Annotated in this window: 6 protein-coding genes; all 6 read right to left on the reverse strand. The window is 53.7% G+C overall.

Going from position 1 to position 13,007, the window contains the following annotated elements; translation table 11 throughout:
* Nucleotides 1-341: 341 nt before the first annotated feature.
* Nucleotides 342-671 (reverse strand): helix-turn-helix domain-containing protein, encoded by a 330-nt coding sequence (locus tag H8S80_RS24685; RefSeq protein ID WP_002603090.1) that lies wholly within the window; start codon nucleotides 669-671, stop codon nucleotides 342-344.
* Nucleotides 661-1,329: a PAS domain-containing protein gene (locus tag H8S80_RS24690; RefSeq protein WP_117632419.1), complete on the reverse strand. Its 669-nt coding sequence runs from the start codon at nucleotides 1,327-1,329 to the stop codon at nucleotides 661-663. Before H8S80_RS24690 ends, H8S80_RS24685 begins: the two co-directional genes overlap by 11 nt.
* Nucleotides 1,326-1,481, reverse strand: a complete 156-nt coding sequence (locus H8S80_RS24695) for a hypothetical protein (protein ID WP_002603088.1) — start codon at nucleotides 1,479-1,481, stop codon at nucleotides 1,326-1,328. The genes H8S80_RS24690 and H8S80_RS24695 overlap by 4 nt, the downstream gene beginning before the upstream one ends.
* Nucleotides 1,478-2,065 carry a tungsten formylmethanofuran dehydrogenase gene (locus H8S80_RS24700; protein ID WP_117632420.1) on the reverse strand — a complete coding sequence of 196 codons (588 nt, stop codon included), beginning with the start codon at nucleotides 2,063-2,065 and terminating at the stop codon, nucleotides 1,478-1,480. Before H8S80_RS24700 ends, H8S80_RS24695 begins: the two co-directional genes overlap by 4 nt.
* A 164-nt stretch (nucleotides 2,066-2,229) precedes the next feature.
* Nucleotides 2,230-6,678, reverse strand: coding sequence for an InlB B-repeat-containing protein (locus tag H8S80_RS24705; protein ID WP_117632421.1), 4,449 nt, complete (start codon nucleotides 6,676-6,678; stop codon nucleotides 2,230-2,232).
* Between the two features lie 10 nt (nucleotides 6,679-6,688).
* On the reverse strand, nucleotides 6,689-12,991 hold the full coding sequence (locus H8S80_RS24710) for an InlB B-repeat-containing protein (protein ID WP_117632422.1): 6,303 nt from the start codon (nucleotides 12,989-12,991) through the stop codon (nucleotides 6,689-6,691).
* Between the last annotated feature and the right edge of the window lie 16 nt (nucleotides 12,992-13,007).

Raw genomic sequence — 13,007 nt, forward strand, 5'->3', positions numbered from 1 at the left:
TTTTATGCCGCGGACAATTCAAAATTTATTGCAGCAATATACAGTAAAAAATATCAATCATATCCAATACTGGTCTAACGCATATCCTTTTTGTAACAACGTGCAGTGAGAGGGGGTTGTCTTATATGAAACCTACTGATCATTCAAATTTCGGTGGAATGATCGAAACGGCAAGCCAGTTACTTGCACTTGTGGAACAAAATTTTGAATCACACAGCTCCGAACTTTCTGATTAGTCAACACCATTATAAACGTCCACAAAAAAACAGAATGCCCATTTACCAGATACGCTATCGCCGATCCAGGTACATGGGCACTGTCCAAACATCAATTCGCTGCCATCATTTATCCAGCTCCAGGTAATACTTCATCAAATCCACCGCGCGCTCCTGTTTTCCTTCATCCCACTGCCTCAGGATGCGGCAGGCCCTGGCAGCGTTCGATATTTCATTACCGGTCTTCTTTCCAAAGAGGATGTAATCGGAGGAAATCTCCAGGATTTCCGTCAGCTCAATCAGGGTATCAATGGACATTCCACAGGTGCCGCGCTCTATATCACCGTAATAGTGGTTCGCCCTTCCTATTTTATCCGCGACCTCTGCACTCGTCAGCCCAAGCTCTTTCCGCCTTTTTCTGATCCGCCTGGCCGCCTCCACACGATTATACTTCATATTCTAAACCAGCCTCCTGCTGAAAATTTCGGCTGGCGCCGCAGACTTTTTTCCTCAGCTGTCTGCTGGTCACCGTTATTTCTTTCAAACACGCTTCACACCGCTTCGGATCGTTCAGAGAGAGGACCGCCACGTCGGACAGCCCGCCAATGATATTGGCCATGGAGTGGACATCCTCGTTTAACTCTGATACAAAGCAGGTGAGCCACTGTTTCATCTGTTCCACCTTCTGAAGCTCGCTGATTAACAGCTCTGATTTCTCTTCCAGCTCCTTCCGGCTCCTTCGTATGTCCGTTATATCGTAGAACACATTCCAGATCAATGGGACTCCCCGGTAGGTCTCCCCGGAAAACCGGCCGTTCATGGCGAGCCATACCGTCTTTCCCCTTTTCGGTTTTACCGGACACTCGAATAAGTAGCCTTCCTTTTGCTTTTTCCACGCCCCCTCTATCACACTGGACATGTAGTCAAACGTCTCGCTGTCCTTCCGGTAATACTCATCAACCCGGTTGCGATACTTTAAATAAAACTCATCTTTTGTATAACCGGTCAGACCGTATGCGTAATCATTCGCCCACAGGATGGTAAAATGCTTGTCAAAAAGATGCTTGCTGACCCCAAAATGCATCCCTTCTATGATCATTTCATATTCATTCACCTTACCGCACCCACTTCGTTCCTTTCTGAAGAAAACCTCCAGTTCATCTCTTCCTGAAACTGTTCGAATTCCCGCATTTTATCCAATGCGGCGCATATTTCGCAGACCATGTCCTTCTGTCTTTTCTTTCGTTTGCATTCACTGCAGATCATAGGACCCTTCCTTTTTTTCTGTTTAAAATCTTCCCTGGGCCGGCCAGGCCAGGCACTTTGCCGTCTGGCCGGTTATTGGTACAAAACTGGATTTCCACCTCTCTGAGCATCCGCTGAAGCTCCAGGGCACTGCGAAAACTGATGTAATTTCTGCCGGTAATCGGACACCGGAACCTTCCCTGCATCGTGGCATTGCCTCGGAACAGAACCTGAATCTCAAGAATTTCCCTGGCCGCCGGCGCCTGGGCCTGTAACAGATCAGACATTCTGTGCCAGTCTCCGGCCATTTTCTCCAGTTCGTTTTTCTTCCGGGACAGTTCCTGATACCGTTCCTTTTCCTCTTCCTGCAAAAAACGGGGTGCCATGGAAAGCATGGGGGTACCAATCTGTTCACAAATTTCGTCTGTTTTCAGGATCAGCTGATCCATTCCGTAAAATAAGACCGGCTTTCTCAAATATCGGTTAATAATCTGCCCGAAGAGCTTCTCCTCCTTCTGTCCGTGAATCAGAACCAGCATGATCCCCGCCCGGTCCGTGCCGGTCAGCTCCTTAAACCGTGCCTCCAGTTCCTGTTTTTCTACCATACATCTATCCTCTCTCCACCGGTTTTTGACCCTCGCGGCAGTCGTCAGACGGACCCGCAGGCGCGCCCGCCCGACTCGTTGTCCGCGGGAATAAAAGTGGGAACACGTTCCGCTGTTTTCCGCTCTCCGGTGTTCCCACAATCATTTCTGCCGTCAGCGGGCCATTACGGCGTTTCTCTGATCCATCTGCCGTTTTCATCTACCGGATACCCATCCGGAGTGATTTCGCCCACATACAGCGATCCGTATGGACGCCCCGGCTGACTCACCGGGTTAAGGAAATACCAGCCGTCCCCCAGCTCCTGCCAGTCTGTAAGCATTCCTCCGGTAAACTGGTTCAAATAGTACCATTTTCCGGCTTCCTGATCAAAATACCAGCCAATCTTCAGACGTCCCTGCTCGCTTCCGGGATCAGGAACCAGATAATACCACTGCCCCTCAGAATCCTGATACCAGCCCGTGTCCATGCAGCCCTCCGAGTCGAAGTGGTAGGTGTAAAGCTGCTGCGAGTTTTCATACCTCACATTCACCCAGCTGTCTTTGACTCTCGCGCCGCTTTTCAGGACGAACATCCATCGGTTGCTTCCGGTTCCGCTCTGTTCTTCGGTTCCGCCCTGCACCCAGGAGCCGTCTGTTCCGTTAAAATACGTTCTGTAACGGTTAAAGGACTGGCCGGGCCCCAGGACTCTGCCCGATCTGCCGGAACCGGAACCACCGCCGGAGCCATTTCCACCCGGGTTATCCGGGTTGTCCGGATTGTCCGGGTTATCGGGATTGTCCGGGTTGTCGGGATTGTCCGGATTGTCGGGATTATCCGGGTTATCGGGATTATCCGGGTTGTCGGGATTATCGCCGCCCGAACTGATGGTGTCCACGATTCCCTTTAATTCCTCATAGGTCTGTAAAAGCTCTTCCAGCGTTGGCCGGTAAACTCTGTTTACCACTTCCAGCGCCGTATCCACCGCGGCGCTTAAGATCTGTCTGTTTTCCTCACTGACCGACGTATTGTTCATCAGTGCCTGTGCGACAGCGATCTGATCCATCAGCTTCCGCCTGGCCGCCTGCCACTCTGCATCATCCGCGGCCTGGTACCGGACATGGAGAGTCAATGACCGCGTGACCGGTTCCGACACATCGTACTCTGCCGAAGACTCGGATACTCCAAGCCCCTGATACTCGTATACAATTCCGGTAACCGGGTCTGTATAGTCTTCAAAAATAGCCAGGTCGTTAAATTCCTCTGTGTCTTCCAGCGCGGTGCCTGACTTCACCTTCACCCGGTGAACGGCCGCTCTCTTGCCGTCTATAATTGTTATCTCATGCGCCTTCAAATACGTCAGCACGTAGGTAGACCCAACCGCGGCATCGAAGGATATGGTGCCCCGGAATGCCTCACCGGTGCTGTTGGGATCCGGTTCCATCGGTATCTGCGTACAGCTTGGCGCCCCCTCCGGATCATCGATCTTCCAGAGCCTGTAGTCTAAATATCCCAGCAGGTTGTTGTCGATCACACCGTACACCCGGATATCCGGCTGGGAGTTTCCGTCTTCCGGCAGCTCCTTATTGGTTCCGCCCACCTTTCTTGTCAGGGAAGAGGTCAGCGTCCACGGCACTTTCACGAGATCGCCATCCTCTCCCATCTCCTGCTTCACTGCGTTGGATTCCGAAGCCTTCGGCGGCCTTCTGTTAAATTTCACCGTATATTCCACATCGATTCCCTGTGTCATGGCTGTCTGATCGCTGGTGTTGGCAGTCAGCGCCTGTATCAGGCTCTCCTGATAGTTCCCGGATAAATCCAGAGCTGTCTTACCATCCTTCGGCGAAAACTCCACCGATGCATTGCCCGGTGTGGCCGTTGGCGGCGACTGGTAAACGGCCTGCAGCACGACATTCTGTCCCGGCATGGTCACCGGCTGATTTCTTCTCGCCGCAAAGAGCTGCGGGGCTCCAATCAGGGTATTCCACTGCTTAAACGCCTGTCCGTTTCCATCCGTGGTATCTGCGTTAATCTTTACAATGTCTCCCTTTCTTACGACAGCGTTCACAGCGTGTGATTCTATTTCCAGTGCTGTGCCGTTTCTTACTATCTCATCGATGTATCCGCCGTTTGTCAGGGATACCGTATACGTCTGCTCCTGCTGATCACTGCCCAGAACGGCTACCTGTGTTCCCATAATCCGTTTGTCGGCGGCCGAAGCCGTTTCTCCGGCGTGTTTAGCAGTGACCGTGTACAGCTGATCCGGCTCCAGGCCTCCTAAGGAGACGGCTCCCGCGGAACCGGCGGCTGCAGTCCAGCCGTCTTCATCAGCTCCCGGCACCTGGATCACGTTTCCTTCCGCATCCAGAATGCCGTATAGGGTATTCGGCGCGGCCGGGTCAATGGTAATCCGCATCTTACCTTCTGAGGAATCTGCTCCCACCTGATAATTGCCGCCCAGGGCCGGTACAGTCACCCGGGTAGGAGGTCCGAAGTCGAGGGGATCCACGCTGTCCGGCAGGATCGTTCCGACGGTCGGATTCGCTCCCATGGCCAGCTCATACGCGTAGTAGGCTGTACACGGATACAATCCGATAAAATCGCTGCTTTGCAGCTGAACGCCGGTCTTAACCGCCAGCACGCGGTGATTCTCATCCGTCAGTGCATATCTGCGCCCTTCATTAGCTCCGGATACGGAGACCTTTCCCCGCCCATCCTGAGCCACAGTGCCTCTCGCATCCGGCATTGCAAGGATTCCGTCGTCCGGCATGCTGACCGGAACAAACCTTGCCGTATAATGCTGGTCAGCCAATACCGTCTGGCTGTCCTGCACCCGGTTTCCGCTCTCATCAAACCATCCCGCAAACGTATAATACGTATCCGGTACGGCAGTCGGAAGATTCAAAGAGGTCCACAGCGCGCCTTTTTCTGTGTGAATCGAGGTCACTCCGGTAAGCGATCCGTGATTTCCGGCTTCAAAGCTTAAGTCAAACCACTCATTGGGATCTTCCTCAAAATTTGCAAACAGCTTCGTCGCCTGGGTTATGGAGAGACTTCCCTCCAGCCGCTCTCCCGTCTTATCACTTCCATTTCCATTGGCCTTGTACCAGCCGTCAAACTGGTAATGGGACTCTGGAGAAGCCGCGATGCCATCCGTCAGTTCTTCGATGGTATAATTCCCGTGCTTCTTAAAACGGGGAGCCGTCGCCCCGGAGATGGATCCGTTGCTGCCGTTATAATACTCAAGCTTCGCCCAGTACGATTCGTCCGACAGGTTTTCATTATATGTAATCGTCACGATCCCTCCCTGCATGTCGCTGTTTAGGGTAAGGGTTTTCGCATTGGGATCGAAACTGTTCTGATTTCCGGTAAAATGCTCATCCCATCGAATGTTGGGCGGATAATTGTAGCCCGTCTTCTGTTCCACATCGATCACGACCGGAGTCGCCGGAGTGATATCCCGTATCTCATCGTCCTCCAGCGGATTTCCATGGTTATCCAGCCTCTTTACCTGAAGCCTCGTATGGAAATTGGGATCAATTGCATACTTATAAGTAATCGTTATGGGCTGATTCGCCATCTTTCCCTTAAAATGGTTATTTCCGTCAAAATGGCAGCCTGCCGTCGCCGCCGAATAGATTCCCTGGCCTTCTAAGTCATCCGTCCCCTCAAAGCCCGGTTTTATCTCGCTGCTCTGCAGCGTATATGCGTTGATCTGCGCGGGTGCGATATCGATCTCCGCCTCCGCCGGAAAGGTAAAGGTGTCCGGAGTCTTGATGGGCGTTCCTGAGGAATCCACATACTCGACGTTCACCGCAAATTTCTTCGTCGGATCGGGTTCATACCGGTACGCCACCGTCAGATTGTCATTGGGCATATTGCCGCGCACCGCGTTTGTCGCCGAGTTGATGGAGGCCCCGCCATCCAGGCTTCCCTGGCCGCTGGCTTCCTCATACTTCCGCACCCGGTTATTTTTTATCAGCACGGACTTTAAGCGGTATCCCGGAATATCTCTCCTGTAGGTGGCAGAGATCGGGGTATTGGCCATAACCGACCGCGTCCAGTCCGGCGACTCATAAAACTTCCAGAGATCCGCTGCTCCGGACGCCGGCCATGCATTCTCATCGGCGCCGTTATTGTTGTTGTCTCTGCCGGTATTTAAATCCCGGTAGTGCATCACCGTAAATTGAAACGGACTCGTCGCATTTCCTTTCCACACGGCCTTGTAGGTGCTCACCTGCGAATAGGGAAATGCGTACGGCAGGGACAGAATCTTGTTTCCCGCCTCGTTATACCAGCCATCAAACGTGTAGCCGTCCCATGCGACATTAAATTCCGGGATTTGCGGCCTCTGCCCGGACCCAAAATCTTCTCTGGGAATTCCGTTAAAATCGGCCGAGTCCGTCAGCGGATGCCCTGCCTGTCCCGTGGCAAAGGAGACCCCGTCTGCCCGTCTGGGCACGCCGCTGTAGCTGGAATGGAGCAGGCCCGGGCCCGCCTGGGGATCGAATTCAATGACAGACGTCTCCCCATAGTTGACCGCATACGCCGGAATACCCGGGGCAGCCATGGAAAATACCATGACTGCCGCCAGAAGCTCCGCCAGCTTTGCTTTCAAGTTAAATCTTTTTTTCATCGAGTTCCTCCTACTGAATCCACGCACCGTCAGCGTCCGTTGCAAAGCCATCCGGTGTTTTTTCGTTTTTATACATGGAGCCCAGCGGCCTTCCTTTTCCTCCGCCGAAATTCCAGTTTTCCTTAGTCGGGTTGTACGTGTATACTCCCGCTCCGGCCGTTTCGAAATAGTACCATTTGTCTCCGATCTTTCGCCAGCCCACAGCCATCATTCCGCCTTCCGGAATCAGGTAATACCAGTTTCCATCTGCAGTGTCGTGGTGCCATCCGGTCTGCATTCTGCCGAATCTCCCTTCTTTTTCCGTGTTGCAGTAATACCAGTTTCCGGCCTTATCCCGGATCCATCCGGTCTGCATGATTCCCTTGTCACTAAAATAGTACCATCCGGTCCTGTCTGATGGATTGCCGCTTCCGTCCGCGGGATACTTGATCCACGCCCACATTCCGCTTAACCGCATTCCTCCGGTCAGAACGAAGGCCATCTGCCTCTCTTCTCCCTCGGGCGCGCTGACTTCCACCCAGTTTCCGTTGGTTCCAACTACGTAGCTTTTCGGCGTATTTGTGTTAAAAGGATTCTGTTTTGTTCCGTGTCCGCCACCGCCGCCGCCTTTGTTGCCGCCCTTGTTTCCGCCTTCCTGAATCTCGTCGTAATGGTTGTAACGGTCATCCAGGATCTTTTCATACGGTTCGGTTTTCTCCTTCAGTTTTTCCAGAGCCGCTTCCAGCTGACCGGCCGTTGCCCTTGGATTCTCACGGTCCAGGATCTCCAGCGCTTCCTCCACTGCGTCTTTCAGCTTTCCGCTCTCTTCCAGCTTCAGGAAGTGGTCATCGCTGATCCGTATGGCCTCCTCGATCGCCTCCTCCAGCTTCTTTCTGATATCGTCCACTTCTTTTACATTATCCTTATAATAGGCGTACACGTACGTCTTTCTTCGGATCGCTCCGGAGGGGTCAAACTCCTTAAACCGGTTCTGGTCATAGCTCCATCCTTCATAGCTGTATTCCGCTCCGGTGGGGCTCACAAAGTATTCCACCTGATCCGCCACCTGGCCGTACGCGTCGCTGTAATAAATGTCATCCGGCGCCTCCTCGCGGCGGACCTTAAAGGAATAGCGGTACCGGTTCTCAATCGGCAGGACCACGCTGTTTATGAAGTACACGCGGTACGCCCGGTTATATACCATCACATATCGGCTGCCAATATGGGCTGTGAAGGTGAAGAGCCCTCCCGTGGTCTCCGGGTCATAGTCCAAATCAACCAGACTCGCTTCCGTCTCACCGGTTGACGGGTTTTCTGTTATTTCATACAGCTGGTAATCCATCATGTCGATATCGTCTTTTCCCATCTGTATGTAAGTCCGGAAGGAAGCCTCAGGTTCCGGGGTGCCGGCCACCTTTCTTCCATTGACATACCGTTCCGCCAGCACATCCAGTCCCCAGGCGCCCTTATAGGCCTCCTCATGGTTCTGGTCGTAGTAGCCGGAGGCTTTTACCGCATTGGATTCCGACGCTTTGACCGCGTTCTTTCTGTACACGATTTTATACGTCACATCGGCGCGGTTTACATCGATCAGCTCCCGGTCCGCGTTCGTCGTCAGCTCTTCCTCCAGCCTTGGAATCTCGTTGGGATCCAGCGCTGTTTCCTTCCGGCTCCCGCCTCTCACCTCATCCACGACCGCAGCGTTGCTCGGTGAGGCGACTGGCTTTTTATAGACCGCGGTCAGCACCACATTGGCGCCAGGCATCGTAAAGCTGGTTTCCCGGGCGGTTGTCTTATCGCCCAGATTTCCGGCGGTTCCGATGGTCGTCTCCCAGTGGGAAAATGGATTCCCCGCACTGTCTGCCGCATCGGCCGTAATTCTGACCCGGTCACCCTTATGGGCTTTCTCGTACCGCTCTTCGCCGACGGTTTCATCCGCCACCTGCAGGATCTGTCCGTTTACCGCCTCAACGATATATTCAGGCAGTTCCAGTTCTGCGCCCGGATCGGTTGTTATGACGCTTCCTGCCTCTCTCCGGCTCTCCGCCGTAATGTCCGTCTGTCCCACAGGGCGGGCCACCACCGTGTACTCCTGGTTATAATCCAGTCCCGCAAATTCCAGGGAAGCCGGGCTTCCGGCCGGTTTCTTCCAGCCGCCTGCGCCGGCGGATGGCACTTCCACCACATGGCCATTGCTGTCGAGCACCGCGTATTCCGAATCAGGATCCGCGGGTTTGATCACCAGGCAGGTTTTGCCTTCCTCTTTCTCATCATAGATAATCTGGTAATTCGTCTCCAGTACAGGCGTCAGCGCCTCTGCCGGCGCGCTTAACTGCTCCGTAATCTCGTCGATCTGACCGCCGGTCTGGACCTGGGTATACTCATCGGCCTCATAGATCCGGTAATACGCGCCCGGATACAGGTCATCAAACGCCACGCGCCCGGACAGCTCATTTCCGCGAAGCACCTTAAGAATCTTACCGTCAGTGTCTGTCAGAATATACTGATATCCCTGCGTTGTGTGGAACACGGTGACGCGGCCTTTTCCCTGGCTGTTTAAACCGGCCAGCACTTCCGGCTGGGCCACTTCCGTTCCAAATACATCGGGATCCGGACGGAAACGGATGGTATACGTCTGCCCGTTTACGAGACCGAGTTCCCCATTTACAGGCGTTGATCCCGCATACCAGCCCACGGTCAGGTAATTTACCTCCGGGGTGTACTGCGGCAGGCTGCCTGTGATGTCTCCCCACTTCTTGTCAAAGGTGGTATGAAGGCTCACCGGTTCTCCCGCATTGATGGTGCCGTGGGCGCCCGCCTCAAAACGGATATCCACCCATTTATCCGGATCTTCTCCGAAATACGCCGTCAATACCGTATCACCGGTAATGTGGTAGTCCTCTCCAAGCAGTGTCTCACCGCCGTCGAGCATTCCATTGCTGTTTGCATCCACAAACCATCCGTTAAAACGGTAATAATTGTTCGCATCGCCTTTCGGCATCAGTTTTTTGTCTGTCAATGTTTTCAGGGTATAGCCATTTTCCGCTCCCTGTTCACTTCCGTCATCAATCAGAGCGCTGGTCCGGAAGCTGCCGTTTCCAACAGCCTGTACATCCAGAGACATCCCGTCCGCCGCGGATAGCGTTCCGCCGGCTCCTGCGCGGTAGGTAATGTCCGCCCAAAGGGATGCGGTACGGCTATGGCTGTATTTCACGGTCACACTGTCATTCGGCATGGTTCCCGTAAAATCATTTCCGCTCCAGCTGATCTTATTGGTCACCGGACTGATGGCCTTAGCCGCCAGGCTGTAGCCGTAAGGCTGTTGGTATTCCATTCCGCCCTGCGCACAGGCAAGTCCTACCGGTTCTTCCGCCTGATGCATGTGGCGCAGCGGTTCCCTGATATTTTTCAGTCTGTCATCCTGTGTCTGGTTGTCCACATATTCCACGGTCAGGGGATAGCCTTCCTCTGTCGGCTCATAAATATAGGTAATGGTGACCGGCTGGTTCGGCATCACGCCCTGGTACTGGAAGCTCCCGTCAAATGCACCGGTGAGGGCGCTGACCAGATTTCCATCGGCATCGTCTGCCGTATCCCCGGCGTCAATCCGCGCATCCACACACTGATACCCGTATTTCGTCACCGGACCGGCGGTAATCGCCTCCTCCGGATAGCGGCCGCTGGTCTGATCGGCCGAGACGACGGCTCCTCCCGCAGTCTGATGGCGTACCGTAAGCTGCGACTGCGCGGCTGTGTTGCCGTAGTCCACCCGGTAGCGGTAACGCACCGTGGCATCCTGCCCCGGCATCTTTCCTTCAAACTGCCCGCCTGACCCGTTAAACGTACCAATCGGGACGCTGGTCCCGTTAAAGTTATACGTCTCCGGCGTCGTTCCTGAGTCTGCCAGGTTCCATACATAGCCGTGTATCGTTTTCTTCTGTGCCTGGATCGGCGTTTCCACACTGTATGCATTTTCTGAAGTATTGGTCTGGAATACAATCGATCCGTTCTGATTGGAGTATTCCACAGTATAGTTAAACTTCACATTGGGGTCCGTTTCAAAAATCGCGTAATACGTAATCGGTGTATCCGGAAATACTGCCGGCAGTCCCGTAATAAAGCTCGGGTTATTCCAGTCATTTACCGTACTCCAGCCGCGGAACCGATAGCCATACCGGCTGACACTGGGCAGAAGTGCGTTGACGCTGTTGCCGGCCATTCCTGTCAGGGAAGGCGGTGCCGGCGTTCCGCCGTTTGCCTCGAAATTAATGCTGGAATCCACCTTTCTGTACTCGTAGTCAATCGTTACATCCTGGTTCGGCATGGTTCCTGTTACTTTTCCAAAATCACTTCCCGGTGTGAGCTGAGCCTGAAGCGAGGTAAATGCCCCCTGATCAATGGTCACGCCTTCTAATTCATATCCTGTCACTTGCGGCGGCGCGGCAATCTCTACCGCCTCACCCGATCCACGGGTAATTGCCGGTATCGCAGGCGCTCCTGTGATGCCGCCGCCTGTGTTTACATCTTTGATGAAGGATGTAATCTGATAGCCATTTTTCTTCAATACCGTGTTTCTGTCATGGTTTGCTCCCGCTCCCGGTAAATTGGCCGTACCGGTGGTTATGTAGAGTCCGGTTCCGTCACTGCCTGCTCCATCTGCGAAAAAGTTATCCACAAACGGACTGGGCGATATATTCACCGCGCTTCCCGTCAGCGGCACAGCTATCTTTACTTCCTGATTGGCCTGTGTAGAAAGGCCCCCGGCCGAGGCTTCCGGCAGCTGGGCGGTCGTCACACCGATGCTCGTGGTATCCAAGTCGCTCTCTACCGTCATGTATTTGCCGGCGGCCAGATAGACATTGGCCTTTGCGCCGCCTTCATTCGTATTGTCCTCAATCACGATCCGGTTCTGTACCGTAAATTTCCCTGTGCTTTCAAAATTCACGGCCCCCCGGTCCTTCGTGACATTACCGGTAATCGTTCCGAAATTCATCTCCAGGTTCACGCTTCCGCCTGCCTGAATGGCGCTTCCCACGCCGGACGCGGTTACCTGATTGTTCTGCAGCACCGCCCCGCTCATCACACCGATCGTTCCGGTGTTTCCAGTAAGGATTGGAGCGGTGTTGCCTGCTGCCCCGGCCTTGCTGCCATCCAGCACAAGATTGCTGAAACGCATGGTGCCTCCGTTGGTATTGAACATCGGTCCCGACACCAGGCTGGAGCTTCTGTGCAGTGTGATGATATCGTCGATCGGCGTTCCTGAGCGGTTGTAATCTGAGCTCATAAACGTGATATTGGCGCCTGACGGAATATTGACCGTTGACGTCAGTTCGCCGTAATCCTGTATATAGATATAGCCTACATTGCTGCCAATCTTGTTGATTGCAGCTTCAATCGTCTGTAACGGTGTATCGTAAGCGCCTACATTGCTGTTGTTTCCGTGGGCGGCCGACACATAGTAGGACGGCCCTTTGGCTCCAAACGCCACCCGGCGGACTGCCGTCTCATACGGGCGGAGCGGGATAGTCCAGGAATAGGTAAGCCCCGAATCCAGCCCCGCTACGCGGTGCGGTCCATCCGTGAAGTAATAATTAAACCTGCTGTTATACTGTCCTACCCATTTCGTTGTAGGCTCTGTCACCCCCAGACTGCTGTCATTGTAGATACAGTCAAAGGTCTGCTGCGTCTGTTCATTGACCATGTGAAACCCGCGGCTATTGGCTTCCAGAGTGGAGGAGTCCGCCGGGTCTCCCGCACCCGCCCCGCTTCTTCCTCCCACCTGAACATCCGTACCGCTGGCCAGCTGAATCGGGTTATCCGCATTGGTTTTGTTATATACAATGTAGTCCACCAGAATCCATTTCTGATCCAGACTGGGGTAGACCTTCATCTGTACTTCAACCCCCAGGTCGTCAAACGTCTGCACTCCGCCGTTGGTTGATATGGCTACATTCTTTCTTCCTCCTGCGCCGCCCTGTTTCTGTATCACTGTCTCATATCCCTGGTGGGCATACGTGGTGATAACAGATTTTGACCTGTCTCCCGTGTAGGGATTATCAGAACCGATTAAAGCGGCATTTTCGATGCCTTCTATGTCAAATTTTCCGGCCGATCCCTGATTCCACTTATAAGCAGTCGTCAATCCGCCGCCATTGGTCTTCATCCCCTGTGCAGGCTGAAGCTCTGTGCCCGCGGCCCAGGCTGTCATAGCCGTGCCCGGTACCGACGGCAAAAGGGTCAGGGTGACTGCCAGCAGCAGTGCGGTGCCCCTCTTTACGTTCCGAAGCAGCCTTCTCATAACTGCCGGCAATCTGCCTTTTCGAAATCCATCCATTGTCTCCAACCTCTTT

The sequence above is a fragment of the Hungatella sp. L36 genome (assembly GCF_014288035.1).